Origin of the sequence: Virgibacillus sp. MG-45 (genome assembly GCF_036409425.1) — a bacterium.
GTDB lineage: Bacteria > Bacillota > Bacilli > Bacillales > Amphibacillaceae > LDC-1.
In genome coordinates, this window is the sequence record NZ_JAXOFU010000016.1 from 1 (window position 1) to 24,964 (window position 24,964).

Here is a 24,964-nt window from a genome sequence, read left to right on the forward strand (position 1 = left end):
CGTTTTTCTTGACATACTGGTCGTTTTGTTCAGTTTTCAAAGAGCAAAAAATAATGTGTCGCTCGATTTGGCGACTTTCTTATCATACCACATCTGTTCGGTGAAAGTCAATGACTTTTTTACCGATATGTTTCAGATGTTTACGTCGTAGTTGAAAATGCGACTTTAATAATTTACCACATCGCAAACTACCATGTCAATCACTATTTTAAAAATGTTTTGCTGCAAAATCAATCGTGCTTTTTTTGCAACGAAATTAACTTTATCATGGTTTAACATGACTGTCAATAAGCGCTTCCTTACCAAAATATAGCAATAACAAAAGCGATACTCTGGTGGCAGGTTATAGAAGCTTACATCGTAGAGAATGGTCTTCGTTTTTCTTATGTTGCTTAAAATCGAATTTATAATGCAACGTATTACAACTTTCCCCATCTTTATTCTATTCCTGAATATATAAAAATGCTATACTAGCTTTGGATATAATAAGGAGGAGAAGTATGGCTCAATTAGTCTATTCAAGTAAAATAAACAAAATACGCTCTTTTGCTCTTATACTTATATTTGCGGGAATTGGGATCATGTACCTTGGTATTATGGCCAAAAAAATCGAGTGGCTGATGCTTTTATTGTTTCTTATTGGGGTATTATGCATTGTATTCAGCACTGTTGTCTATCTTTGGATTGGAACGTTATCATTAAGAGCAGTTCCTGTCGTTTGTCCGAGCTGCCAGCAACCAACAAAAATGCTCGGCAGAGTGGATGCCTGCATGCATTGCAAGCAGCCGCTTACATTAGATAAAGCACTTGAGGGTAAGGAGTTTGATGAGAAATACAACTCTAAACGGCAGCAAAAAGCGGAAAAGATGAACGAAAAATAATAAAACAGCTAGGCGATGAAGATTACCTTCTAAAGCCTAGCTGTTTTAATTATCGAGCTGTTCACTCTGAATAATAAAATAACCAAATGCACTTTCCCACAGCATTTGGTCATCCAACATATTTACATATTAAATTAGTGCTTTCTTGTTTCTAATTGCTGACATTCCTTACATTTACCATACAATTCCAAACGATGATGACTTACTTCAAATCCTGTTACCTGTTCTGCCAATGATTCAACCTCATCCAAAGAAGGATAATGGAAATCAACGATTTTACCACATTCATTACAAATAATATGGTAATGCTCTGACGTGTTGCAGTCAAATCGACTTGATGCATCGCCATATGTTAATTCACGAACTAGGCCAACTTCACGCAAAACACGTAAATTGTTATAAACAGTAGCAACACTCATATTGGGAAACTTACCTTCAAGCGCTTTATATATTTCATCTGCAGTAGGGTGTGTCATTGCATTGAGCAAGTAATCAAGCACCGCATGACGCTGTGGTGTAATCCGGACACCTGATTCTTTCAGAGTATCAATTGCCTTCTGTAATTTTCTTTCAGACACCGTCATGCACCTCACTTTCAATATAATAGTATAACTCTAATAATATTATTAGATTGTAATCTTTATAATTAGTGTACTCGCTTCCATAGCATTCTGTCAATTATAGTATATTATAAACGGATAATTATTATTACCTATAGCAAACATCTTTCAACAAAAACGACATTTCCTCTAAATTAGGAAATGCCGCCATCCCAATTCATTAGACTTTAAACATCAGCCTGTAATGGAATTTCCTCACCTGCTAACTGCTGATTCACGTAACGCGCTGCAACAAACAGCAAATCAGAAAGTCGATTTAAATAAGAAACTACATACGGATTGGCAAGCTCATCTCCTAATCCAACGGCTAATCGTTCTGCTCGTCTTGCTACCGTCCGCGCACTATGTAACGCACTAGCAGCCTGAGTTCCCCCTGGGAGAATAAAGTTCTTTAATTCTGGGAGCGTTGCATCCCAAGCATCGATTTGCTTTTCAAGCTCATCGATATGCTCCTGCTTTAACTTCCAAGTTACTTCTTTATCACTTGGAGTAGCCAATTCTGCCCCAACATGAAAAAGAATCGTTTGAATACGATGCATCGCATTCAAAAACGCTTGCTTTTCATCCCATTCTACTTCATTCAAAAAACTTAAACCGAAACCAATCATGGAATTAGCTTCGTCGCAAGTACCATATGCCTCTACTCGCAAATCATTTTTTGGAACACGCTTGCCATAGATTAATGACGTTTTTCCTTTATCACCAGATCTTGTGTAAATTCGCACTTCTAGTACCCCCTTTGAACGTCGATAACATTAATTAGTTGTCCAGTTCCTTCTATATAATGTGTTAAATTAGTTTCAAAAATAGCCAATGCTCGTGGCAAATAATTTGGTGAAATACCTGAAAGATGTGGTGTGATTGTAATATTTTCTTCTTGCCAAAATGGATGATCCTTTGCTAATGGTTCGTTTTCGAATACGTCCAATACTGCGTGCGCAATCTCTTTGTTTTGGATTGCCCGTAGCAATACGTCACTAGCTACAACATCTCCTCTGCCGATATTAACGAAGATTGCATGTTGAGGTAGGGCTTGAAAATGCGCATCCGTTAAAAGCTGCTTTGTGCTATGTAAGCTCGGAAGAATCGAAACGAAAAAGTCTGCTTCTGGAAGCACGTCAAGTAGCTTGTCTGTTTGAAAAGTGGCATCAAAGTTTTCCCCCGGCTTACCACTTCTTGAAATACCAATCGTTTTCATGCGAAATGCTTGAGCAAGTCTGGCTACTTCTTTCCCAATGGCGCCTGTCCCGGCAATCACGATCGTTTTCCCAGTGATTTCGCGCATACGGACAGATCGATCCCATTTTTGCGCCGCTTCATTTTCTAACAATACTCGTTCTTGTCGGTATACGTGTAAGAGCATGGAAATAACATATTCCGACATTGGAACTGCATGGATTCCGCGCGCGTTTGTTACGATAATATCCCTTTTTTGTATCGCTTCGAAGGGCATTTGATCCATTCCTGCTGATATGACCATAATCCACTTTAAGTTTTTAGCTTGATCCAATAATTTTTCGTTTAGATCTTCCCCATAGGTAACAAGAATCTGTGCACTTGACAGATGTGATTGTGCTTCATTCATATTCCCACAAAAAGTAAATACTTGCTCCGGAAATTTTAACCTAAGCTTTTCTTGTGCTTCACTGCCTAGCTTGGCAGAAAATAAAATATGCAATATCAGCTCCCCCTTCTCTAGTGCTTAACAATTTTCTATAGTTTCTATAGTAAATGTTTTTAGCTTGATTGAACACTGAAAAGCAAGAAAACAATGTTAGCGTCTTTTTTTTCTTTGAAATAACCGGCGGATGCTTTCATACATAATGGTGAAATCAAACGTTAACGAGCAATGCTCTACATAGTAGAGGTCATGGACTATTTTCGCATCATGCTGCTGATTTGAGAATCCATTTACCTGCGTATACCCTGTAAATCCAGGCTTTACGAAGAGGCGCTGTTGTTGTTCGTTATTATAATGTGCAGTTACTTCTGGATACTCTGGAGATGGTCCAATCAAGCTCATGTCTCCTTTTAAAACATTTATTAATTGTGGAAGCTTATTTAGCTTATATTTTTTTAGTTGTAATCCTATTGGTGTGTACAGTGCCTGATGTGGGATAAATGTAAAATCATTCGGTACGCCGTGCTCCCAATTACTCGGAAATGGATGTGGTGGTAAGGCACGAATGACTTTAGAGGGGATTGTTGTTATGCGAAAGCTGTACATGACGAATGGAGCAAAATCTCTCCCAGTTCGAAGCTCCCGTTGAAATATCGGGCTCCCTTCCTGCTTTGATAATCGATAGGCAATGATTAAAAGGAGCGGACTACATAAAAACAGAAGCATTATGCTACCAGCGATATCGACGATTCGTTTACATAAACGGTAAACGTACGTGGTATTTGCTGCACCCGATCTTTCGCTAACGGTTTGCATGAATCCCATATCAATCCCTCACCTTCTTCATTTTACTTTCTATTGCATCCTATTCATCTCAAACAGCATGTATTACTTTGTCATGCAAACGTAATCAAAGCTTCATATATCTTTTTCCATACAAATCAAGGTAACCTTCAAGCCTTTATTGCGAATTAATTGGCTTTTTAATTTAGAAAAAACAGCCGATCGTAGTCGCCTTCAAGGCAAAGCTACTTTCCGACTGCTTTTATATAATATGCTACGCTAGCTGCTCGCGAATAAACATCAGCGCATCTTCAACATGCCCTTTTACGCGCACCTTTCGATATTCCTTTTGGACAATGCCATCTTTATCAATAATAAAGGTAGAGCGTTCGATTCCATAGTATTCTTTCCCGAAGTTCTTTTTCAGCTTCCAGACCCCGTACTGTTCTGCTACTTTATGCTCTTCATCTGCAAGCAACATAAATGGGAGCGCATGCTTGTCAATAAATTTTTGATGCTTTTCTATTGGATCAGGACTAATTCCAATTATGACAGCATTTACATCTGCAAAGCTTTTGTATTGATCTCGAAAGTCACATGCTTCTGTTGTACAACCTGGTGTCATGTCCTTTGGGTAAAAATACAAAACTACATGTTTTCCGCGAAAATCGCTTAAGGTTACTTGCTCGCCCTGTTGATTCGGAAGTGTAAAATCTACCGCTTCTTTTCCAACCGTGATTGCCATCGTTCATCCCTCCATATCTCATTCTTTCTTAACTATACCATCCTCCATATTGAACTGCTAATATTCCCTTTCTCGATTAGAATATTGAACAAGTCTTAACACAAAGGCTGTTGGGAGCACATATCCAATCAACGCTTCTATTAAAGCAATAAGGCGTCCAACCCCAATCGGTGTAATATCCCCATACCCTATCGTGAGTAATGTAACACCACTAAAATAAACGGAGTGGATAAGGCTGCCTAGCACACCAACATCTCGATGCTCGCCATTCTCTATAAGAATGGCCTGATCAAATGATAAGATAAAATAAATCATCCCAAACCCAATAATAACAATCCCATATGTGATAAGCAGTGTATAAAAGATTTCAAATGAAAACTGACTTTCCAGCATGCGTGGGCCGAATCTACCCTTTTCACCACGAATAAATCCAATCAGACTTTTGATGACAATCAAACTAATGAGACAAATAATAAACCATGTACCCACAATGATTCACCTTCTATCCCTTCCTTTCACTTCTATTAATGTATGCGGAAGGTATGCAAAGCTTGTCTTTATTTTCTACACTTGCGCCGCGCACAAGCGTCCTAGTACCTTTTCCCTCCTCTAGTTAATTTCAATTTTTGAATAGGCGATACTGGAAAAATATATCGGGTCATGTAAAATAATAGATAGCTTCAATAAAGAGCTGTGTTTTAGTAAATAACGGTCTTTTTTGAACAAACAAGGAGGCATTTTAAATGAATCACCTAAAATCAGAAGCATTACATCAAGAAGCATTACAGCATATTGTAGGAGGTGTTAATTCACCATCAAGAGCATATAAAGCAGTAGGTGGTGGTGCCCCTGTCTATATGGAGCGTGGTAAAGGCGCTTATTTTTGGGATGTGGATGGGAATCGTTATATCGATTATTTAGCTGCATATGGTCCTATTATTACCGGACATGCACATCCTCACATTGCAGCAGCCATTACACATGCTGCAACGAACGGCGTATTATATGGAACACCAACTGCACTTGAAAATCAATTTGCAAAGATGCTGAAGGAAGCGATTCCGTCATTAGATAAAGTACGTTTCACGAACTCTGGTACAGAAGCAGTTATGACAACTATTCGTGTAGCTCGTGCTTATACGAACCGTACGAAGGTTATTAAATTCTCAGGCTGTTATCACGGGCATTTCGATGCAGTATTAGTTGAAGCTGGCTCTGGTCCAGCAACATTAGGTACGCCTGATTCAGCTGGTATTCCACAATCTGTTGCTCAGGATGTGATTACCGTTCCGTTTAATGACATCAAGATGTTAAAGAAAGCATTAGATAAATGGGGCAATGATGTTGCAGCAGTACTCGTTGAACCAATAGTAGGTAATTTCGGGATTGTTGAACCTAAACCAGGTTTTTTACAAGAGGTAAATGCTCTCGTTCATGCTGCGGGTGGACTCGTTATTTATGATGAAGTAATTACCGCATTTCGTTTTACATATGGAAGTGCACAGCAACTATATGGCATTGAGCCTGATATGACTGCGATGGGTAAGATTATCGGTGGTGGATTACCAATAGGAGCATATGGTGGTAAACAAGAAATTATGGAACAGGTAGCACCACTTGGACCGGCCTATCAAGCAGGTACCATGGCTGGAAACCCTGCTTCCATGGCTGCAGGAATTGCCTGTTTAGAGGTATTAAAACAAGATGGCGTGTATGAAAAGCTTGATGAGTTAGGGGCACAGCTTGAAAAAGGGATACATGAACAAGCAGAAAAACATGGCATTGCAATTACTGTTAACCGACTCAAAGGGGCCCTCACCGTTTATTTTGGAAGTACGAACGTCACGAACTATCAAGAAGCAGAAGCAAGCGACGGAGAAGCGTTTGGACGGTTCTTTAAATTAATGCTTGAACAAGGCATTAATCTTGCACCTTCCAAATATGAAGCATGGTTCTTAACGACAGAGCATACGGAAAAAGACATTGAAGAAACAATAACAGCTGTAGGGGAAGCGTTCTGTCAAATGGCTAATCAATAAAGCCTGATTAGATTCCTTTTTAAGGAAAGAGGAGTCATTGCTCGTTAAACTTATAATAAAATAAATGACCAGCAGCTAAAGCCACGCGCTTCAGATGCTGGTCATTTTATTATTCATTGTCTAAATGCTGAACCTGGTATAAATCATAGTAGCTTCCTTTTAATGCCATTAATTGCTCATGAGAGCCAGTCTCTGTTATTTTTCCATTTTCAATCACGACAATACGATCTGCATGCGTTATCGTTGCAAGGCGATGAGCAACAATAAATGTTGTCCGATCAGATGCTAGTTTTTCGACCGCTTCTTGAATCATGTGTTCACTTTCTAAATCCAATGCGGATGTTGCTTCATCGAAAATTAAGATCGGTGGGTTTTTCAAGAAAACCCGAGCAATTGCCACGCGCTGCTTTTGGCCACCAGAGAGCTTTACTCCCCTTTCCCCAACGAGCGTATCATAGCCTTGTGGTAACTCCATAATAAAATCATGGGCGTTTGCAGCTTTGGCTGCTTTTATTACTTCTTCATCTGTTGCATACGGATTTCCCATGCGGATATTCATTGCGATCGATTCACTAAACAATGTATTATCCTGCAATACCATTCCAATTTTATCACGTAAAGAACGTACTTTTACATCACGGATATCTGTTCCGTCTATTTTTATCGCTCCTTCAGTGACATCATAAAAACGTGGAAGCAAGCTAATTAATGTCGATTTTCCCCCACCACTCATGCCAACAAATGCAATCGTTTCTCCTGCCTTTACATGTAAGCTGACATTTTTCAGTACGCTTGCTTCCTCTTCCTCGTAGGCGAATGAAACATTTTCAACATCAATTCTACCTTGCACCTTTTTTAATTCAAATGCATTCGGTTTATCTGTAATATCATATTTCTCATTCATTAATTCAAATACCCGGTCAATCGAGGCAATCGATTGCGTAAGCATTGTTGATGAATTAACGAGTCGGCGTAATGGACTATATACTCGTTCCATATATCCGACGAACGCCATCATTGTTCCAAGTGTTAAGTTCCCGTGAATAACCTGGTAACCTGCATATGCGATTACAAGAAGTGGCGCCAAATCTGTAATCGTATTTGTCACAGCAAAGGTCTTCGCATTCCAAATCGTTTGTTTAATAGATTTATCCCAAAAATGATCATTTCTTGCTTCAAACTGCCCTTGCTCATATTCTTCTAAGGCAAAGCTTCGCGTAACAGGAACTCCTTGCACTCGCTCGTGCAGATGCCCTTGTACTTCTGCTAATGCTTGTGAGCGATCGCGTGTAAGCTGCCGCAACTTCGCAAAGAAGAATTTTATCGAAAAACCGTAAAAAGGAAACAAAATGATAGCAACAAGGGTTAATCCCACATCCATTGTGAGCATAATGCCGATCGCTATTAAAATGGTAACTAAGTCAAGCCATATATTCATTAATCCGGTAATGACAAATGTCTTCGTTTGTTCGACATCATTTATTACCCGGGAAATAATTTCGCCGGTTTTTGTCTTTGAATAGTAACGAAGACTTAATTTTTGAATGTGATCAAAGAGGCGATCCCTTATGTCGTAAAGGATTCGGTTCCCAACCCATTGTGCTAAATATTGTCGAAGATATTCAATCGGTGGTCGTAAAACTAAAAAGATCAGAAATGATACCCCCATTAGCACGAATAACTGGGTAGTCTTCTCAGATGCACTTAATCCATCTGCATCAATGATATCGTCAATCACATATTTCAAAATTAACGGCATTAATAATGGAATTGCAAATTTAACAATTCCAATCAAAACCGTCCATACAATCTTCCATCTATATGGTTTCACAAACTTTAAATATTGTTTCACACTATTCATTAATGTCATCCCTTGCTTTATACGTATTTATATGAATAGAAAAGCCTTGCTACATCGGTAACAAGGAACGTTAATTTACCATCGATAGGTTAAAAAGCGCTCATACCATTGATCAATAAAACCTGGTGAAAATGGACCTATTTGCTGTCGAACCCATCGTTTTAAAATTTCAATATTGTTATACAAAATCCGATCAAGAACTTCTGGATAATTCATTAATCTTTTATGTAATTCATATTCATCCTCGTCAAGCAATGTAAAGGTCATATCAGGATAAATTTTTAAATCAAGATCATAATCTATATATTTTAATGCTTCCTTATCATAGACAAATGGAGAACTAATATTGCAATAATAGTAGATTCCATCGTTTCGAAGCATTCCGATAACATTAAACCAATACTTTGCATGAAAAAAACAGATGGATGGTTCTCTCGTTATCCAACTACGTCCATCACTTTCCATTACCTGTGTTTTATCGTTTGCTCCAATCACAATGTTTTCGGTTCCCTTTAAAACGAATGTACTCTCCCAAATACGATGCAGGCTTCCATCATGCTTATAGCTTTGAATTTCTATATTTGAGCCAACTCTAGGAGCAACCATGCACTTCTTCCTTTCTATTCCCCTTTTTGCTTCGTCGTTCTCTCAGCTTTTACCTATTATAAAGCCAATAAACTGAAATATAAAGCATTATGGACTTGCCTTTCCTTCCATTTACATAAGAAAGAAGGCTTTCCGGGAGATGGAAAGCCTTCTTTAGCAATCTTTGGGGGTGAGCGTTATTTTTTATTTTGCTGAGATTTTTGATTTTGCTTTCTTACTTCTTGCGCATTTGTTTCGGATGCAAATTCAGTACCATATTGCCCTTGGCCTTGAGCTGCTTGCTGATTCTGTTGTTTTACATGCTGAACATTTGTACCAGAAGCAGATTTCTTAGGATTTTTAGCCATTTATATCACCTCCGCAATTATAATTTCTCCAGTTTAAAAAATGTTATCCAACATAATGCTAAAAGGATTTTATCCATTTTTTGGTATGGTATTTATGCGGGATAAAAATGGCTGTTCGGAAATAATAATGCACGTTACCCAAGACACACATGCACGCAAACACTTTTTTACATTCATATGCTATTGAATAAACGAAGCTGCAATTAGAAGGAGTATCTTTCGTTTAAACTGCTATGGTTTCTGATAGATACTATAAATACGCCATCATTTTTTGATGCGAAACAGGAAATGGATAGCTCGTTAATTCCGCTTTATCTAAAAGCAATAATCGTTGATCATCGACTAGCGTTTGATCTGTCTCTGCAAGATAAATATCTATTTCCCAAATAATATGGGAAAAAACATGCTTTAGCTTGCCACATTTTTGTTTTTGCTTTATATTTACGCCATATTCTACTTGTAGCCAATTTTCCACATGATCAAGTCCAATTTCTTCGATTAGAACCATCGGAAATTGCCATAGATTAGCTAGCAAACCATTCTCAGGTCTTTTTTCAATCATAATTTTATCTTCTGGTGTGCGAATTAACAGCGCCATATACGACATTCTCTTTTGTTTTTTCGCTTTCGCTTTTACTGGGAGCTGTTCCTCTACTCCTTCTGCGAACGCCTGACAGTGTGATTGCACTGGACAAAGCATACAAGCTGGAGACTTTGGTGTACAAATTAAAGCACCTAGCTCCATAATTCCTTGATTAAAGGCAGAGGGATCCTCCTGTGAAATTAATTCACGAACAATAGCTTCAATTCGCTTTCTCGTTTTTGCTTGAGCAATATCATCATCGATATTCAAAATTCGCGTGATAACGCGCATGACATTCCCATCGACTGCTGGCTCAGGCTGTTGAAAGGCAATTGAAAGTATCGCACCTTTTGTATATGGTCCAATCCCTTTTAACGTACCAAGCTGTGTTGCATCAGCAGGTACATTTCCACCATAGCTCGCAACAACCTCCTTCACAGCGGTTTGAAGATTGCGTGCACGGGAATAGTATCCTAAACCTTCCCATGCTTTTAATACCTCTTGTTCATCTGCGTTAGCCAGTTCAAATACGGTAGGAAATTGCTGAATAAAACGATTAAAATACGGAATAACTGTATCTACCTTCGTTTGCTGAAGCATAATTTCTGAAACCCATATTTTATAAGGATCTTGATCCTTTCTCCAAGGTAAATCGCGTTTATTTTGCGTATACCACTGAATTAAATCATTTTGCAGCTGTAAAATGTTAATATTTTGTAACGCTTGATCAGCCATAATAACACATCCTTTGTGATACAATAAAAAAAAATCGAACTTTTTATAGAACGTATTGGCGGCTAACGATTTACGTTAGCTCATCCAAGGAGGACATACACTTATGGATACTGGAACCCATATTGTCATGGGTGTTGCATTAGGAGGATTAGCAACATTAGATCCTGCTGTGCATAGTGACCCAACACTTTTTAATGCGGTCCTTGTTGGCACAATCATCGGTTCTCATGCGCCTGATTTTGATACCGTATTAAAACTGCGTAATAATGCAACATATATAAGACACCATCGTGGCATAACCCATTCTCTTCCTGCCATTATATTTTGGGGGCTTTTCATTTCAGGTATGATTCACTTATTTGTCCCTGAAGTGAATTATTTGCATTTATGGGCATGGACCTTTTTAGCGGTTATCATCCATGTGCTCGTAGATATTCCAAATGCCTATGGCACACAAGCTTATCGACCATTTTCAAATCGATGGGTGGCATATGGATTTATTAATACGTTTGACCCATATATATTCACGCTGCATTTAGCTGGAATTGTTGCCTGGGTACTTGGGGCAAATCCAGGTATAACATGGCTCATTATCTATACCGTTATCCTTTTATATTACATCAAGCGGTATATCGATAAAAAAGAAATCGTAAAAAAGATTCACGAATTTTTCCCAGATACAGAGCAAGTAGCAACCTCCCCTACCATGAAGCAAAACTTTTGGCGTGTAGCTATTACGACAAAGGACCACTTTTATGTAGGGATTGTTGAAAACGGTCATATCGAAATTATTGATGAATTTGAGAAGATTCCGTTACCAAATTCAGAAATGATAGAGCTGGCATGTACAGATAAAAACATCTCTGCCTTTTTATCCTTTTCACCTGTTTATCGCTGGGAGATAAATGCGTATGATGACTTTACAGAGGTTCGTTTCATCGACCTTAGATACCGCTCTAAAGGGTACTATCCATTTGTCGCCGTTGTGCAAATTAGTGATAATAAGGAAATAATGAGTTCCTATACAGGTTGGATTTTCTCCGAGCATAAACTAAAGCGAAAGCTATACGTTGAAGACTATTCAATATGAACAATTCTCTTATTTATAGAAAAGAGGCTGAGACAATACGTTTAAATTTTGAAAACCCGAACTGATTCAGATTCATGCTGAATCAAGTTCGGATTTCTTTTTGTGGTGCAGGGTCCCACTAGTTTAAAATCTTCATATTTTATTTTGTCTTAGCCTACATTTCATGCGTTCACCTTATCTCCTAACAAGGAAATAGGAATCGCCTCCTGTGTTTCATATCGTTCATTAAGGAGGTTAAAACGATGCCCCCATGCAAACACACCTTCTAAATAATCAATTCGAAAGGTATGCCCTGGATCCCCATTTAATGTATAGGTCTCGTTTATTTCAAAATCAGCCGGATTCAATAAATAGGCCATGGCAACCTGCATCTTCCGCTCAAGAATCGCAGCCTCACTAATGTTCCCAAGCTGTTCCGCCTTTTGTAGCTGTTCCTTTAACTTTCCAGCCTCTGCTCGAAGCTGCTCCACAGATAAATCACTATATCGATAATTCATTTTTATTACTCCCTTCCCCCTATCATTTTACATTTTATCAATACTTTAAGACAATAGAAATGATGAAGGTTATCGTTTATAGAGAACGACTAACACGAGAGGGGAATTGAAATGTCAACAGTAGCGATTACAGGAGCAGGAAGTGGTTTAGGGAAAGCTTTAGCTTTAACCTATGCGGCAAATGGCTACACCGTTTATTTAATGGGACGGAATGGCGAGAAGCTCCATATGGTTCAACATGAAATTAGAGAAATAAATGGTGAGGCGGAGGTTGTGCTTTGTGATGTTCGTGAATATGCTTCTGTCAGCATTGCCTTTCAGCAAATTGGGCAGCTTGATGTATTAATAAATAACGCAGGAATCGGGCATTTTGGTGAGATAGAATCGTATAAGCTAATTGACATCGAGCAAACATTAAATACAAATATAAAAGGAACGATTTTATCCGTGCAAAGTGCCTTACCATTAATTCGGGAAAGCAAAGGAAGAATTTTAAATATCATTTCAACAGCTGGACTGCGCGGTAAAAGAAACGAATCGCTTTATTGTGCAAGTAAATTCGCGATTCGCGGCTTTACAGAAAGCTTACAGAAGGAATGGGAAAATGATGCAATTTCCATCACTGCTGTCTATATGGGTGGAATGAATACGCCATTTTGGAAGGATTCGAGACATGTACAGGACGCCTCCGAATTCAAGGATGCACAGACTGTCGCAGCACAAATTTTTCATGAAGATGATGGCAGAGCAGCCATTTATATCGATAAGTAATTTATTTTACGTATTCGTCTAAAAACTTAACAATATAATCCATCGAGAAGCCTTTTCGATAAAGGGCTTCTTTTAATTTTTGCTGAAGTTCAAAGCCAGTATGCTTACGCGCATGCTTTTGTAATAGCTTTTCCCCCTGATGAACAACTGCCTTCCACTCTGTATCCTCATCTTGCTGCACTTGCTTTTCTGCAATAACCTCTTTAATAACCGCTTGCGAAAACCCTTTTTGCATTAGCGTTGATTGCAGCTGCTGCAGCTGTTGGCGATATGACTTTCGTTCATTTGGTCGAAGCTTTTTATCTGCCCATTTCATTGCTTTTTCTCTTTGCAGCTCAACCGAAAATACAGCCACTGCTTCTGCTGCAATAGCAGGAGGAACCCCTTTTTGTATCAATTCCTGTTCGATAAGCTGTGGTCCTTTATTGGAGGTTTGCATTCTCGTAGCGACAAAAGCTTCTGCAAATTGCCGATCATCAACATATCCTTCCTTTTCCAGCTTGGTAAGAATCATATCAATATGGGAAGGCTCTGCTTCTTTTTTCACTAAATAATCGCGAATTTCTTTTTTTGTACGCATGCGATAGCTTAAGAAATGGATTGCTTGGGTATATGATTTTTGTAACGTATCTTTTTCCTGTAACAGCTCGATTAAGGCTTCATCTAATTCCATCCCTTTATGAAGCTGATTATGAATAAGGACATCTTCATCTACACTAAGACCATAGGTTTCACCATTTCCATCATCCCAAAAGATATTATAGCGGTTTAGCTTTTTTTTCTGTGTCGTAATACGCGTAATTCTTTTCAAAGTAACCCCTCCATATCCGTATCATATCACGAAAGCAAATGTGGAAACATCTTTAAAAGGACAAGTAACATCTTCTCAAAATACTAGCAGTACTAAAAAAACTTCGTTATGCTATATAAATAAAAGGAACGGTATTAGAATAGGAGGATGTCTCGTGAATTATATCGTATCAGGTGGTACAGGATTTGTCGGTCAGCACCTTGTTTCTGCGTTAGAGAAAGAAGGTAACCATATTTTTGTGTTGACGAGGAATCCCAAAAAGCATACAAATAGCCTAAACATCACTTTTATCGATTTTACGTATCCAGGAGAAAAGCTCCCTCCAATCGAAGGTGTCGTAAATCTTGCCGGAGAATCGTTGTTTGGCTATTGGACAAAGGAAAAAAAGAAAAAGATATTAGAGAGTAGAATTAATACAACGCAAAAAGTTGTTCACTTAATGGAAACGCTGCAAGAAAAACCACGTGTATTCATTAGTGGATCGGCAATTGGATTTTATGGTGTTTCAGAAGACTTAATCTTTACAGAAGCATCAACAGAGCCTGGTAATGATTTTTTAGCGGATGTTGTCGTGAAATGGGAAAATGAAGCGCGAAAAGCAACAGATTTAGGAATACGAACCGTATTTACACGTTTTGGCGTTATCTTAGGAAAAGATAACGGTGCCCTTCCTTTTATGACACTACCGGTCAAATGGTTTGCAGGAGGGAAATTAGGAAATGGCGAGCAATGGATGTCTTGGGTGCATGTGGAAGATGTTGTTCGAATGATACGATTTTGTATGGATAACGAAAGTATCCAAGGTCCGATCAATGTAACGGCACCAAATCCAAAACGAAATATTGATTTCATGAAGACGCTTACCAAGACTATCAAGAGACCTTTCTGGTTCCATACCCCCTCTCCTCTATTAAATCTTGTTACAGGAGAGATGAGCCAGCTCATCCTCAAAGGTCAGTATGTACTGCCACGAAAAGCTGAGGATCACCAATATTCGTTTTCTTATCCCTACCTAGAAGAAGCATTACAATCACTTTTAAAAGACAAGGATCATAATTGAACATTTTGTCGAAATTTTCCTCAAAAAAATGATTCCCTTTTCGAAAAAAAAATTGTAAAATAAGATTACGAAAAATGATGTTTACTAAGTTCTGTTATAGATGATTGGAGACGAGACATTTATTTTTATCGTAAAAAAAGCGTGTTGCTTAATATAGAGGGAAGGCAAATGGTGCGCCACCAGTTTTCTGGTTCTAGTGGGTTCGATTCCCACCCCGAATTTTTGTTGAAATTTAACTAAAAATTCGCGGTGTGGGCCACTGGACTCCCTCAAGGTATTACAATGCCCACCTGCAAAAAAATGGGGGGTATTTTTTATGCTGAAAAAACGGGAACTCCATGAAGTTCCAGCACTTTATGAGCTCATGTCGCACCCAGAAGTTTTCCCATATGTCCGACATAAAGCTGAGAATGTAGACGAATTTTATTTCATCACAAAACAAACGATGGAAGCTGAGGAACAAGGTGAATTAATTTCACGGACCATTACAGATGAATATCACCAGCCAATTGGCACGATTAATCTGTTTGATATCGAAAATAACGGTGGATTTTTAGCAACTTGGATTGGCAAGCCATACTTTGGGAAAGGGTATAACCGACATGCCAAAGAACAATTTTTTGAAGAGCTATTCTACCACACAGCTGTAGAAACGATTTTTATTAAAATTCGTAGAACAAATACACGATCACTAAAAGCTATTTTAAAGCTACCATATGTTGCGTTAGGAAATTCAATCTATCCCGAAGTATATGGAAAAATAAATAAACGGGAAGATGTGTATGACCTTTTTGCAATTACAAAAGAACACTATCTGTCTTATTTACAATTTTCGATGCTGGAAGTTACTGCCGACGGAGAGGTTATTTAATTGATATTTTTATTAACAACATGAATATTTAGCAACGATACGGGCAATTCTAAGATTGAAAAGTGAGGGATGCCCAAATGCGCGATAAATCCAAAAAAGATAGAAAAGAAAAATTTCTATCTAAATCACAAGAGGTTCTTTACCAAAAGGAATTCAAACGAGCAAACAATGTCTACAACCGCCTGTCTCAAAAAGGAACACAGTAATGCACATAACTGTTATACACATAGAGTAAAGGAGCTTAAATCAAAATCAAGCTCCTTTTTCTATGCGCTACACTCACTTATGCACAAGGCTGGGGATAACCTTTTAAACGCGCGTTCTTACTCTATAAGATATTCACAAGTACTTGTGAATATCCATGATTTATTTGTGTGGAAATTGTGGGTAAATACTGTAACTACCGTTGAACACTTGGTTGTGGTGTGTATAAGTCTGTGGATGATTCGAATATTCGATCTGCGGATGCTTCTAAGCTGAGGTTTAAGATATGCTCTCTTGCTATACGCTTGAAAAGTGTATCCCATGCTTTCTTTGCTGCCGTTTTCTTCGTTTCGCTAAACCCATAGCCAACCTTAATGTTTGATGATTCAAACTGGACTGCTGCTTGCCATATTTCCTCTTTTGGAACATCCCAAACGAATATGGTTACTGTATTACTTCCTGATACATTAATCTCAAATCTTTCCTCATAAAACATGGCCCGTAATATTTTGCATTTGGTCAAGCTCGTAATCGTTGGGTGATACAATATGAGACTGCTAATCATACAAATGCTCCCCTCTTTTAGTTCTGTTTACGTACATAATACTATATGTTACTTAACAGAACAACCTTTTCCATATAATTAAAAAGGAACAATGATAGGATGAAAGAAGATTTAGCTTCGTTAACGAAATTAATCTAATATTTTTATAAGCGTGGGATAAACATGAGCTCAGAAAAACTCGCATATCATATAAAATATTTGCGTGAACAGCATCATTGGTCACAGCAGGAGCTTGCTGACAAGCTACATATTTCTCGTTCGGTTGTTACTAAATGGGAGACAAATGCAGTTACACCAGATGTTTCTAAGCTAATGAAGCTTTGTGATCTATTTGATGTAACGTTAGACCACCTTGTTGGAAGACATTCCTTTCGTGATGACTTACTAAAGGATTTCAAACGAATATACAGTTCAGAATCCAAAGCTTTTGATGAAGAGGTCGTTGAATTAGTAGAATATTTGATGCAGCATCCGCAATTCAGAAATGAAATTTATCGTTTGCAAGGCTTATCTTTCAAAAAACAACAGGCCGTCCACGATCTTTTTGGCAAGCTCATTGATCAATTTGAACGTCTGTAAGGTTGTTCAACAAAAGCTGGATAAATCTATTTCAAAGCATTTGCAATATCATGACTATCGATATCTAATGAAGGAGCAAAACTCCACAGGATATCGATTTTTTCTTTTTTACATTAACGTAAGCTACGGGATCGTAGTTCAAGAGCAAACAGAAAAAACTACTTCTCCTACATGATGTGCTACACTATAAGAAAAATCGACTATCTTTCGGTTTCTAATTAGAAAGGAGATATACAATGGCTTGGAGTTATGTTCTATTCGCAGCGATTGTAGAAATATTTTGGGTAATTGGATTACGTTATTCTAATTCTATCGTGGAGTGGCTAGGTACAATCATTATGATTATATGTAGCTTTTATTTTATCATTAAGGCATGTGAAAAACTGCCATCTGGGACCGTTTATGCTGTCTTTACAGGAGCGGGAGCAGCGGGAATTGTTATCGTTGACGCGTCTTTTTTTGGAGCAGCACTTTCTATCAAACAACTTTTGTTCGTCGGATTAATTATTGTCGGGGTAATAGGTATTAAGCTAACATCAGATAACGAAACGTCTGAAAAACACGTACACACGTATAAGGGAGCGGAATAATGTGGCTTGGATTTATCTTATTATTGCAAGCTTTGGAGAAATTTTTGGTGTCATCGGGATTAACTATTATCTTCAACGAAAAACGTTCCAAAGACTGTTGTTTGTCATTCTTCCCTTTGGTGTTGGATTTGTTTTTTTATCCATGGCAATGCAAGAAATCCCCCTTGGAACCGCCTATGCCATTTGGACAGGTCTTGGTGCAGCTGGCGCTGTATTGATGGGAATGATCTTTTTCAAAGAATCAACAAGCTGGAAACGAATCTTCTTTTTATTATGCATTATTACTGGCGCAGTTGGCTTAAAAATCCTTCATTAATATACTTCGCTTGCCATAAAGTAATAATATATAGGAACAACACATATCACAAAAACGAGATAAAATACAAAAGCATGTTCAAATCCACGCATTTGGGCATGCTTTTATAATGGGTTTTTAACATGTAATTGACGTTTTGTTCCACCTGTTATACTATATATATAACAGATAAAACAATAAAAAGGAAGTGGAATCAGGTGTGTATATAAAGCTTGATTTAGAATCAGAAGAACCAATCTACACACAGCTTAAACATCAAATCATTGCTGGAATAGCTCGAAATGAACTTACGCCTGGAGAGGCACTGCCTTCTGTTCGTTCATTTGCCGCTGATCTTGGCATTAATCTTCACACCGTCAACAAAGCCTATCAGCAGCTGAAACAAGAAGGTTTTATATTAATTCATCGTCAAAAGGGTGTTGTTATCCATCCAGATGGTGTCGCTAAGGCAGATAAAGCATACTACCAAAAGCTTCATGCGACGCTTCATCCGATTATTGCGGAAGCGATTTGTCGCGGGGTTGATAAAGCTTCATTTCTGGAGCTTTGTAGTGAGCTATTTTATGAATATCAACATAAAGAGGGTGAGGAATAATGAATTCGCTTCTATTAATTTTAATTATCGTCATATTAATTCCGTGTTTTATTGCAACAATGTTCGTTCCTTATTGGACGAGAAAAACGGAAAGCTTTGGTGTCTCCATTCCTGCATCCGTATATCACCAACCAAAGCTACAACAAATGCGTAAAAAATATGTTCTCCAAACAGGGATATTGAGTGTCATTATTACGATTTCTATCCTGCTATCAGGAAGCGTGTGGCAGGATGAAAATGTGATTAGCCTTATCCTAGGTGGGGCGATTTCTATTTACCTGCTCGTTAGCTTCGTCCTTTATATTCGATTTCACCGTGAGATGAAACAATTGAAAGCAGAAAATAAAGCCTGGTCCGAGCGGTCACAGCTTGTTGTCATGGATACAAAATTTCGCGATCAAAAGCTAACCTATTCGAACCTTTGGTTTAGCATTTCCTTTATCATTGCCTTATTAACGGCTGCCTGGACACTTATTAATTATGATAAGCTACCTGCTCGCATCCCTATGCAATACGACTTTTCTGGCGAGGTTACAAACTGGTCTGAAAAATCATATCGTTCCGCATTTCTTATGCCTATTATGCAAGTCTATTTAACACTGCTATTTATTTTTATCAATACCATTATTGCCAAAGCAAAACAACAAGTAAGTGCTGTAAATACAGAAAGCTCGGTCATACAAAACATTATATTTCGTCGTCGTTGGTCCCTATTTATTATTATAACTGGAACCGCAATGGCACTTTTATTTGCATTCATTCAATTGTCTTTGTTCTACCCAGTAAATACAACATTGATGCTTGTACTTCCCCTCGCCATATCAATTGGAATTACAATCGGAGCGATTATTCTTTCCATTACAACAGGTCAAGGTGGTAGTAGGTTAAAGGTACAAGGAAAGGATAATGCTGGCGAAATTATCGACCGGGATGATGACCGATACTGGAAGTTAGGAATCTTTTACTTTAATCGAAATGATCCAGCTATCTTTTTAGAAAAACGATTTGGTGTTGGCTGGACAAATAATTGGGCACATCCGTTATCATGGATTTTTCTGCTTGTCATTATTGGTTTAGCAATCGGGATTCCACTTATTTTAGGTTGATTTCTGCTGTCTGGATGAAAACACAAAGTAAAAACAGACTTCTGAGGAGGGAAAAACATGGACGTTTTACAAGAGATAAACTGGGGAATAATTGCCCCCTTTATCGTGATACAAGGAATCTTAATGATCGTAGCGCTTATTGATTGGTTTCGCACAAAAGAAACGAACGGATCTCGATGGCTATGGCTCTTCGTCATCATTTTTCTCAATACGATTGGTCCAATCCTTTATTTCGTAATTGGAAGGAGACAACGATAAATGGCTTTGCTAACTGTTCGAAACCTGAAAAAAGTCTATGAAAAAAATACCGCAGTAGATAGCGTTAGCTTCCAATTTGAGCCTGGGAAATGCATCGCCTTAATTGGTCCAAACGGAGCAGGGAAAACAACGATTCTTCGCATATTAGCAGGACTAGTAAAGCCAAGCAAGGGTGAAATTTCTTTTGCGGGAAATGAAAAAGAGGAAGATATTCGAGCTTTTATCGGCTATCTTCCGCAATACCCTGTTTTCCACGGATGGATGACTGGCAAAGAATTTCTCGTTCATAGCGGACAGCTTGCCTATTTATCAAAAGCCGAAGCAAGTAAACGTGCGGAACAGTTATTGAAAAAAGTTGGCATTGCTGATGCAAAAAATCAACATATCCGAAAATACTCTGGGGGAATGAAGCAGCGATTAGGCATAGCACAAGCGATTATTCACCGCCCTCGCCTATTAATGCTCGATGAACCTGTTTCCTCTCTCGATCCAATTGGGCGTAGAGACGTACTTACATTATTGGAAGAATTAAAACAAGAGATGACCATTCTATTCTCCACGCATATTTTATCCGATGCTAGCGAAGTAAGTGATGAGCTTCTCTTGTTAAATAAGGGAAAAATTATTGAAGCAGGCTCGATCGATAATGTAAGACAAAAATATCAAACCTCAAAAATGGAGCTTACATTTACAAATAATATGAAAGTCTATCAAGAAAAAATTAATGCATTATCAGCCATAGAAGATAGCTATATCGAACGAAACATTCTACATGTTCATTCCCAAGATATAGAAGAAGCACGTAAGCAAATCTTAGCTCTTTCTTCTCAGCACAACTGGCCATTAACAAGCTTTTCTATTAATCAAGTGACGCTCGAAGAAATGTTTATGAAGGCGGTGAAGCAATAATGCAATGGATGTCTCTATTTGAAAAGGAATTACTCGAAAACTGGCGTAATTTCAAGTGGATTTGGGTGCCATTAGTGCTCGTGCTTTTATCTATCATGGACCCGATCTCCACCTACTTCATGCCACAAATCATTGAATCTGTTGGTGGACTACCTGAAGGTGCCGTGTTTGAAATGCCTACACCAACAGCAAACGAAGCAATAATGATGAGTATTGCGCAACTAAGTAGCCTCGGAGTTCTCGTCATCGTGCTTATGTCAATGGGAGTAATCGCCAATGAACGTAAATCTGGTGTTCTGGAGCTACTACTAGTGAAGCCTGTACGCCATGTGAATTATATTACTGCAAAATGGACGGCACTTTTGCTTCTCGTCTGGATTGGATTATTTGTTGGGATGCTTGGAAGCTGGTACTATGTTAATCTTCTTTTTGGTGAGCTATCATTTGTAGCCATGTTGCAGGTCGTTTTCTTTTATGGACTATGGCTCACATTAGTCGTAACCTTATCGATATTTTTTAACACCCTTTTTAAATCGCCTGGCTTAGTCGCTTTTATGACGATTACAACCATTATGGCAATGAGCCTTATTACAAAGATTTTTGGCACCTATCTTACATGGAGTCCAAACAACTTAGCTAGCCATATTCATGAGCTACTCCTGATTCACGAAGTAACACGAGACTTGGCAATCACATCACTTATAACAGTTGTCATTTCACTTGTATTGTTAATTGCATCTGTCTATACGTTTAAAACAAAGGAAATGGCAAACTAATATGTTGTCCCCGGCACGCTTCTTGTCGGGGACTTGCTTTTATTTTGCCCCATGGACTGTAATTTTACGTATAAATATCCATGTACATACATATAAAAGGAAGGCAATGAAGCTAATTTGATAAAACAAAGTCATGTCTATATTTTTATAGAGCTGGGTTGCCACATCAAAAATCGTTCCTTTAGCTAGACCTAGTAGCATTACAATCACGATAACCCCAGAAAATACACCGCCACCTAATAAGCCAAAACGATAAAAGATTAAGCCAACAAAAAACATTATCGTCAAAATGAGAACCATCATCGATGCATCTAATACAATTCGAGTCAGCCATGTGTCTTGTAAAAGTGCTGCCGGATGCACGAGTGAAAATGTTTTAATTTGGAACAAGTCAATAAGGAACATCAGCACACTTTGCATCGTACTAGATAGCACTGCTTTGAAAATCGCAAGAAGAAGAAAAAAGATACCAATGGAAGCATAGATATTTTTTCGAGTTGCCCCCATTTTTATTGCAAATGGAATACATTGTTTAACGGTAACAAAGCCAAAAATAGCGCAGAAAATATACGTTCCAAATGGGATAATGAAGAGCATCCTCGTATCCGTTACATCAACTAAAAAATAAGCAATAACGAGATTAAGCAGTAATGTACCTGATAGGATACCCCAGAAAATGGCTAATGTGCGCATACTATCTGCTGTAAAAAAGTATAATAATCCCTTTACTTGTCGTCCCATCCTTAAGCCCCCTTCTTTGCTTCTGTCAAATAAATCATTAAATCTTGTATCGGTATACTTTCAACCTTTAATCCGGTTTCTTTTGCCACTTCTGCGTTTTGGTATAAGTACGCCGTCATCATCCCTGCAAGCTTCTTTTTCTTAATGACTTCTTTTCCAGCTATAAATTGCTCCACCTGATGGACTGGTCCTGTCACTGCACAAGCTTTGTCTCGGAGCTGATCTGCATCTGCTTGCAACAGTAGCTTTCCCTGCTCCAGAATTAGAATTTCTTCAAATAATAAGCTGACCTCATCAATAAGATGGGTAGAAAAAATAATTGTCCGCTTTTCATCTTCATACGCTTCTAATAAAATTTGATAAAACTTTTTTCGCGCAGCCGCATCTAAACCAATATAAGGCTCATCAAAAATCGTAATTGGTGCTTTGCTTGCTAACCCTACAATAATCCCAAGTGCGGATTCCATACCTTTTGATAACGACTTCACCTTCTTATTCGCGTCAAGCTGGTATTCCTCCATTAATTGAAAGGCAAGATCATTGTCCCACGTAGGATAAAATGCAGCATAAATTCGCAGCACTTGCTTTAGCTTTAAGTCTCTCTTGAAATTATTACCTTCTTGTATTAAACAAATTGACTCAGTTAACCGTTGATTATCAAACGGCTTTTCTCCATCAATTCGAATCTCTCCCCCTGAAGAAAGAATCTGCCCAGATAATATTTCCATAAACGTCGTTTTCCCTGCACCATTCCGCCCTAAAAGGCCATAAATTTTAGGTTCCTCTAGCGTAAAGGAAATATCATCTAGCGCCAGCGTTTTCCCATATTGCTTTTGTAAATTTTTCACTTCAATCTTCATTTCCCTGCTCCTCCCTCATCACCATTTCTACTAGTTCATTAGGACGAATACTTAAATTGCTCGCCTCTACTTTTAGTGGCTTTATAAAGTTTTCATAAAAACTTTCCTTTCGTTTCGAAACTAATACATCCTTTGCTTTATCAGTTACAAACATTCCTACGCCCCTCCGTTTATACAAGATTTCCTCTGTGACCAGTTCATTAATACCTTTTGCTGCAGTTGCTGGATTAATTTGATAAAATGCTGCAAATTCATTGGTAGAAGGAACACGTTCACCTGGCTTTAATGAATCATTAATAATGGAGTCCTCTAGTTGTTCCTTTATCTGCAGATAGATTGGTTTATTTTCATTCAATTTATTTTTCATATTATCACCTTTGTTGTTTGGTTCATTACTTATGTAACTAACCATATAACTTAAAATAAGGATTGTCAATAGGGAAAAGAAAGAAAAGCGCAAAGTGAACATTACTATAGGGAGATTGGACGACTTATTATAGACATAGCGTAAATTTGGCGCTAAGAGCTGATTAAGTTTTTTCTGTAACATGCCTTTTCAACCACCAAAAAACTGCTCTTTGCTTGATGAACAAAGAACAGTTTATTACCCTGCATCACTGTCGATGCCTTCGAGGGGACTTTTTTCCGGAATTAAATAGAAATCTCTTCCATTCGTATGGATTACAATATCTCCATAAACAGCAGTAGAATATATTTCTGTCTTTAGCTTGTATAAATTTCTTATAACGCGGTGAACAGGATGCCCATAATCATTTTCTTTACTGTACGTAATAATAGCAATGCGTGGTCGTACATGCTTTAAGAAAGCAAATGAACTACTTGTTCGTGAACCATGATGGGCAACCTTTAAAATTTCTGCCTCTACGTTAAATTTTTTAATGAATTTCTTTTCTTGCTTTCGTTCAACATCACTCATTAATAAGAAATCGATTTCCTTATACCCAATTTTTAAAGCAATGGAGGATTCATTATTATTTTTTCCTTTTTTATATGCATTTAAGATTTGTATTTGCACCTGTGGATCTATGTCAATTGAAGTGTTTTCCTGTGCAATTTCTAGTGGGATTTTTCGTTGATGAATTTCCCGGATATATTTTCGGTAGGCTCGCGTTGTGTGTAGCTTTCCTGAATCCAGGATTTTTTTTACTTTTATTTTTTTCATAACATCAGGTAGGCCGCCAATATGATCCATATCGGGGTGTGTTGCAATCAGCAAATCTAATTTGCGTATTCCCTGTTTCTTTAAATAAGCAATGATTTTATTTCCTGATCCAGGTGGGCCACCATCAATCAAAATATGCTTATTCGCTGGAGTTGTCACTAGCATACTATCCCCTTGTCCTACATCAATAAAATGCACTTTTAATTCTCCAAATGGAGGCGCGCTAGCTTGCGTTGTGAATGGATAGAAAATAAACGCTATACTACAAATAATGGTTAAAAAATGGTTATGAAGTTGCATCATTATTCATCCTTTTCTCTGTCTAAAAGCTACTTCTGTAGTTTATGAAAAAAGGAACGTT

General features: G+C 38.0%; 32 protein-coding genes. 15 read left to right on the plus strand and 17 right to left on the minus strand.

Annotated features, from left to right (window positions below; translation table 11 throughout):
• Positions 1–500 precede the first annotated feature (500 nt).
• A complete protein-coding gene (locus SPK86_RS14225) occupies positions 501–881 on the plus strand; it encodes a YgzB family protein (protein ID WP_284141588.1) in 381 nt (126 codons plus the stop codon).
• Positions 882–1,015: 134 nt separating this feature from the next.
• On the opposite strand, the gene perR is transcribed toward SPK86_RS14225, so the two are convergent.
• The 6 genes from perR to SPK86_RS14255 all read right to left on the minus strand — a co-directional run bounded on the left by perR (position 1,016) and on the right by SPK86_RS14255 (position 5,139).
• Positions 1,016–1,465, minus strand: coding sequence for a peroxide-responsive transcriptional repressor PerR (perR, locus tag SPK86_RS14230; protein ID WP_443089789.1), 450 nt, complete (start codon positions 1,463–1,465; stop codon positions 1,016–1,018).
• Positions 1,466–1,668: 203 nt separating this feature from the next.
• Entirely contained in the window at positions 1,669–2,226 is a 558-nt protein-coding gene (locus tag SPK86_RS14235; protein WP_330949673.1) for a cob(I)yrinic acid a,c-diamide adenosyltransferase, read from the minus strand.
• A gap of 2 nt (positions 2,227–2,228) precedes the next feature.
• Positions 2,229–3,179: a D-2-hydroxyacid dehydrogenase gene (locus tag SPK86_RS14240; RefSeq protein ID WP_284141585.1), complete on the minus strand. Its 951-nt coding sequence runs from the start codon at positions 3,177–3,179 to the stop codon at positions 2,229–2,231.
• Positions 3,180–3,275: 96 nt separating this feature from the next.
• The gene (locus tag SPK86_RS14245) at positions 3,276–3,947 is read right to left on the minus strand and encodes a sugar transferase (RefSeq protein ID WP_284141584.1); all 672 of its coding nucleotides are present in this window, start codon (positions 3,945–3,947) and stop codon (positions 3,276–3,278) included.
• A gap of 232 nt (positions 3,948–4,179) precedes the next feature.
• Complete coding sequence (gene bcp, locus SPK86_RS14250; RefSeq protein ID WP_284141583.1) at positions 4,180–4,650, minus strand: thioredoxin-dependent thiol peroxidase; 471 nt, start codon at positions 4,648–4,650, stop codon at positions 4,180–4,182.
• Positions 4,651–4,707: 57 nt separating this feature from the next.
• Positions 4,708–5,139 carry a potassium channel family protein gene (locus SPK86_RS14255; RefSeq protein WP_330949674.1) on the minus strand — a complete coding sequence of 144 codons (432 nt, stop codon included), beginning with the start codon at positions 5,137–5,139 and terminating at the stop codon, positions 4,708–4,710.
• A 254-nt stretch (positions 5,140–5,393) separates the two neighbouring features.
• Here SPK86_RS14255 and SPK86_RS14260 point away from each other — a divergent pair, with 254 nt between their 5' ends.
• Positions 5,394–6,689 (plus strand): glutamate-1-semialdehyde 2,1-aminomutase, encoded by a 1,296-nt coding sequence (locus SPK86_RS14260; protein ID WP_284141582.1) that lies wholly within the window; start codon positions 5,394–5,396, stop codon positions 6,687–6,689.
• 109 nt (positions 6,690–6,798) lie between these two features.
• Here the strand turns inward: SPK86_RS14260 and SPK86_RS14265 are convergent, their stop codons facing one another.
• From SPK86_RS14265 to mutY, 4 genes are all read right to left on the minus strand, one after another.
• Complete coding sequence (locus tag SPK86_RS14265; RefSeq protein ID WP_284141581.1) at positions 6,799–8,550, minus strand: ABC transporter ATP-binding protein; 1,752 nt, start codon at positions 8,548–8,550, stop codon at positions 6,799–6,801.
• A gap of 75 nt (positions 8,551–8,625) precedes the next feature.
• Positions 8,626–9,156 (minus strand): nucleoside tri-diphosphate phosphatase, encoded by a 531-nt coding sequence (gene ntdP, locus SPK86_RS14270; RefSeq protein WP_284141580.1) that lies wholly within the window; start codon positions 9,154–9,156, stop codon positions 8,626–8,628.
• 176 nt (positions 9,157–9,332) lie between these two features.
• Entirely contained in the window at positions 9,333–9,503 is a 171-nt protein-coding gene (locus SPK86_RS14275) for a gamma-type small acid-soluble spore protein (RefSeq protein WP_284141579.1), read from the minus strand.
• A 250-nt stretch (positions 9,504–9,753) separates the two neighbouring features.
• Entirely contained in the window at positions 9,754–10,821 is a 1,068-nt protein-coding gene (mutY, locus tag SPK86_RS14280; protein ID WP_284141578.1) for an A/G-specific adenine glycosylase, read from the minus strand.
• A gap of 103 nt (positions 10,822–10,924) precedes the next feature.
• Here mutY and SPK86_RS14285 point away from each other — a divergent pair, with 103 nt between their 5' ends.
• The gene (locus SPK86_RS14285) at positions 10,925–11,911 is read left to right on the plus strand and encodes a metal-dependent hydrolase (protein ID WP_284141577.1); all 987 of its coding nucleotides are present in this window, start codon (positions 10,925–10,927) and stop codon (positions 11,909–11,911) included.
• 161 nt (positions 11,912–12,072) lie between these two features.
• Here SPK86_RS14285 and SPK86_RS14290 read toward each other — a convergent pair whose 3' ends face one another.
• A complete protein-coding gene (locus tag SPK86_RS14290) occupies positions 12,073–12,408 on the minus strand; it encodes a YfhH family protein (protein ID WP_284141576.1) in 336 nt (111 codons plus the stop codon).
• A 111-nt stretch (positions 12,409–12,519) separates the two neighbouring features.
• Here SPK86_RS14290 and SPK86_RS14295 point away from each other — a divergent pair, with 111 nt between their 5' ends.
• A complete protein-coding gene (locus SPK86_RS14295; protein WP_330949675.1) occupies positions 12,520–13,179 on the plus strand; it encodes an SDR family NAD(P)-dependent oxidoreductase in 660 nt (219 codons plus the stop codon).
• Between the two features lies 1 nt (position 13,180).
• Here the strand turns inward: SPK86_RS14295 and recX are convergent, their stop codons facing one another.
• Positions 13,181–13,990: a recombination regulator RecX gene (gene recX / locus SPK86_RS14300; RefSeq protein WP_330949676.1), complete on the minus strand. Its 810-nt coding sequence runs from the start codon at positions 13,988–13,990 to the stop codon at positions 13,181–13,183.
• Between the two features lie 154 nt (positions 13,991–14,144).
• Between recX and SPK86_RS14305 the strand changes: the two genes are divergently transcribed.
• From SPK86_RS14305 to SPK86_RS14315, 3 genes are all read left to right on the plus strand, one after another.
• A complete protein-coding gene (locus SPK86_RS14305; RefSeq protein WP_284141573.1) occupies positions 14,145–15,050 on the plus strand; it encodes a TIGR01777 family oxidoreductase in 906 nt (301 codons plus the stop codon).
• 316 nt (positions 15,051–15,366) lie between these two features.
• The gene (locus tag SPK86_RS14310; RefSeq protein ID WP_284141572.1) at positions 15,367–15,921 is read left to right on the plus strand and encodes a GNAT family N-acetyltransferase; all 555 of its coding nucleotides are present in this window, start codon (positions 15,367–15,369) and stop codon (positions 15,919–15,921) included.
• A gap of 77 nt (positions 15,922–15,998) precedes the next feature.
• Complete coding sequence (locus SPK86_RS14315) at positions 15,999–16,127, plus strand: YfhE family protein (RefSeq protein ID WP_284141571.1); 129 nt, start codon at positions 15,999–16,001, stop codon at positions 16,125–16,127.
• A gap of 194 nt (positions 16,128–16,321) precedes the next feature.
• On the opposite strand, the gene SPK86_RS14320 is transcribed toward SPK86_RS14315, so the two are convergent.
• Positions 16,322–16,690: a hypothetical protein gene (locus SPK86_RS14320; RefSeq protein ID WP_284141570.1), complete on the minus strand. Its 369-nt coding sequence runs from the start codon at positions 16,688–16,690 to the stop codon at positions 16,322–16,324.
• Positions 16,691–16,852: 162 nt separating this feature from the next.
• Here SPK86_RS14320 and SPK86_RS14325 point away from each other — a divergent pair, with 162 nt between their 5' ends.
• The 8 genes from SPK86_RS14325 (at position 16,853) to SPK86_RS14360 (ending at position 21,819) form a co-directional block, all read left to right on the plus strand.
• On the plus strand, positions 16,853–17,269 hold the full coding sequence (locus tag SPK86_RS14325; protein ID WP_284141569.1) for a helix-turn-helix domain-containing protein: 417 nt from the start codon (positions 16,853–16,855) through the stop codon (positions 17,267–17,269).
• Between the two features lie 236 nt (positions 17,270–17,505).
• Entirely contained in the window at positions 17,506–17,859 is a 354-nt protein-coding gene (locus SPK86_RS14330; protein ID WP_284141568.1) for a DMT family transporter, read from the plus strand.
• Between the two features lies 1 nt (position 17,860).
• Positions 17,861–18,175: a DMT family transporter gene (locus SPK86_RS14335; RefSeq protein WP_284141567.1), complete on the plus strand. Its 315-nt coding sequence runs from the start codon at positions 17,861–17,863 to the stop codon at positions 18,173–18,175.
• A gap of 199 nt (positions 18,176–18,374) precedes the next feature.
• Positions 18,375–18,770, plus strand: coding sequence for a GntR family transcriptional regulator (locus SPK86_RS14340; protein ID WP_330949677.1), 396 nt, complete (start codon positions 18,375–18,377; stop codon positions 18,768–18,770).
• Positions 18,770–19,876 (plus strand): DUF1648 domain-containing protein, encoded by a 1,107-nt coding sequence (locus SPK86_RS14345; RefSeq protein WP_284141565.1) that lies wholly within the window; start codon positions 18,770–18,772, stop codon positions 19,874–19,876. Before SPK86_RS14340 ends, SPK86_RS14345 begins: the two co-directional genes overlap by 1 nt.
• 57 nt (positions 19,877–19,933) lie before the next feature.
• Entirely contained in the window at positions 19,934–20,134 is a 201-nt protein-coding gene (locus SPK86_RS14350; RefSeq protein WP_330949678.1) for a PLD nuclease N-terminal domain-containing protein, read from the plus strand.
• A complete protein-coding gene (locus tag SPK86_RS14355; protein WP_284141563.1) occupies positions 20,135–21,043 on the plus strand; it encodes an ABC transporter ATP-binding protein in 909 nt (302 codons plus the stop codon). It begins immediately after the preceding gene.
• Positions 21,043–21,819 (plus strand): ABC transporter permease, encoded by a 777-nt coding sequence (locus tag SPK86_RS14360; protein WP_284141562.1) that lies wholly within the window; start codon positions 21,043–21,045, stop codon positions 21,817–21,819. Before SPK86_RS14355 ends, SPK86_RS14360 begins: the two co-directional genes overlap by 1 nt.
• 39 nt (positions 21,820–21,858) lie before the next feature.
• On the opposite strand, the gene SPK86_RS14365 is transcribed toward SPK86_RS14360, so the two are convergent.
• The 4 genes from SPK86_RS14365 to SPK86_RS14380 all read right to left on the minus strand — a co-directional run bounded on the left by SPK86_RS14365 (position 21,859) and on the right by SPK86_RS14380 (position 24,906).
• Positions 21,859–22,560 (minus strand): hypothetical protein, encoded by a 702-nt coding sequence (locus tag SPK86_RS14365; RefSeq protein WP_284141561.1) that lies wholly within the window; start codon positions 22,558–22,560, stop codon positions 21,859–21,861.
• A 2-nt stretch (positions 22,561–22,562) separates the two neighbouring features.
• Positions 22,563–23,420: an ABC transporter ATP-binding protein gene (locus SPK86_RS14370; RefSeq protein ID WP_330949679.1), complete on the minus strand. Its 858-nt coding sequence runs from the start codon at positions 23,418–23,420 to the stop codon at positions 22,563–22,565.
• Positions 23,410–23,787, minus strand: coding sequence for a GntR family transcriptional regulator (locus SPK86_RS14375; RefSeq protein ID WP_330949680.1), 378 nt, complete (start codon positions 23,785–23,787; stop codon positions 23,410–23,412). The genes SPK86_RS14370 and SPK86_RS14375 overlap by 11 nt, the downstream gene beginning before the upstream one ends.
• Before the next feature lie 237 nt (positions 23,788–24,024).
• The gene (locus SPK86_RS14380; RefSeq protein ID WP_330949681.1) at positions 24,025–24,906 is read right to left on the minus strand and encodes a ComEC/Rec2 family competence protein; all 882 of its coding nucleotides are present in this window, start codon (positions 24,904–24,906) and stop codon (positions 24,025–24,027) included.
• Between the last annotated feature and the right edge of the window lie 58 nt (positions 24,907–24,964).

Bases quoted from the DNA above. Each gene is read 5' to 3' on its own strand.
- SPK86_RS14225 (WP_284141588.1), top strand. From the start codon at position 501: ATGGCTCAATTAGTCTATTCAAGTAAAATAAACAAAATACGCTCTTTT.
- perR (WP_443089789.1), bottom strand. From the start codon at position 1,465: ATGACGGTGTCTGAAAGAAAATTACAGAAGGCAATTGATACTCTGAAA.
- SPK86_RS14245 (WP_284141584.1), bottom strand. From the start codon at position 3,947: ATGGGATTCATGCAAACCGTTAGCGAAAGATCGGGTGCAGCAAATACC.
- bcp (WP_284141583.1), bottom strand. From the start codon at position 4,650: ATGGCAATCACGGTTGGAAAAGAAGCGGTAGATTTTACACTTCCGAAT.
- SPK86_RS14260 (WP_284141582.1), top strand. From the start codon at position 5,394: ATGAATCACCTAAAATCAGAAGCATTACATCAAGAAGCATTACAGCAT.
- SPK86_RS14265 (WP_284141581.1), bottom strand. From the start codon at position 8,550: ATGAATAGTGTGAAACAATATTTAAAGTTTGTGAAACCATATAGATGG.
- ntdP (WP_284141580.1), bottom strand. From the start codon at position 9,156: ATGGTTGCTCCTAGAGTTGGCTCAAATATAGAAATTCAAAGCTATAAG.
- SPK86_RS14275 (WP_284141579.1), bottom strand. From the start codon at position 9,503: ATGGCTAAAAATCCTAAGAAATCTGCTTCTGGTACAAATGTTCAGCAT.
- mutY (WP_284141578.1), bottom strand. From the start codon at position 10,821: ATGGCTGATCAAGCGTTACAAAATATTAACATTTTACAGCTGCAAAAT.
- SPK86_RS14285 (WP_284141577.1), top strand. From the start codon at position 10,925: ATGGATACTGGAACCCATATTGTCATGGGTGTTGCATTAGGAGGATTA.
- SPK86_RS14290 (WP_284141576.1), bottom strand. From the start codon at position 12,408: ATGAATTATCGATATAGTGATTTATCTGTGGAGCAGCTTCGAGCAGAG.
- SPK86_RS14295 (WP_330949675.1), top strand. From the start codon at position 12,520: ATGTCAACAGTAGCGATTACAGGAGCAGGAAGTGGTTTAGGGAAAGCT.
- SPK86_RS14310 (WP_284141572.1), top strand. From the start codon at position 15,367: ATGCTGAAAAAACGGGAACTCCATGAAGTTCCAGCACTTTATGAGCTC.
- SPK86_RS14315 (WP_284141571.1), top strand. From the start codon at position 15,999: ATGCGCGATAAATCCAAAAAAGATAGAAAAGAAAAATTTCTATCTAAA.
- SPK86_RS14320 (WP_284141570.1), bottom strand. From the start codon at position 16,690: ATGATTAGCAGTCTCATATTGTATCACCCAACGATTACGAGCTTGACC.
- SPK86_RS14325 (WP_284141569.1), top strand. From the start codon at position 16,853: ATGAGCTCAGAAAAACTCGCATATCATATAAAATATTTGCGTGAACAG.
- SPK86_RS14330 (WP_284141568.1), top strand. From the start codon at position 17,506: ATGGCTTGGAGTTATGTTCTATTCGCAGCGATTGTAGAAATATTTTGG.
- SPK86_RS14345 (WP_284141565.1), top strand. From the start codon at position 18,770: ATGAATTCGCTTCTATTAATTTTAATTATCGTCATATTAATTCCGTGT.
- SPK86_RS14350 (WP_330949678.1), top strand. From the start codon at position 19,934: ATGGACGTTTTACAAGAGATAAACTGGGGAATAATTGCCCCCTTTATC.
- SPK86_RS14355 (WP_284141563.1), top strand. From the start codon at position 20,135: ATGGCTTTGCTAACTGTTCGAAACCTGAAAAAAGTCTATGAAAAAAAT.
- SPK86_RS14360 (WP_284141562.1), top strand. From the start codon at position 21,043: ATGCAATGGATGTCTCTATTTGAAAAGGAATTACTCGAAAACTGGCGT.
- SPK86_RS14365 (WP_284141561.1), bottom strand. From the start codon at position 22,560: ATGGGACGACAAGTAAAGGGATTATTATACTTTTTTACAGCAGATAGT.
- SPK86_RS14370 (WP_330949679.1), bottom strand. From the start codon at position 23,420: ATGAAGATTGAAGTGAAAAATTTACAAAAGCAATATGGGAAAACGCTG.
- SPK86_RS14375 (WP_330949680.1), bottom strand. From the start codon at position 23,787: ATGAAAAATAAATTGAATGAAAATAAACCAATCTATCTGCAGATAAAG.
- SPK86_RS14380 (WP_330949681.1), bottom strand. From the start codon at position 24,906: ATGATGCAACTTCATAACCATTTTTTAACCATTATTTGTAGTATAGCG.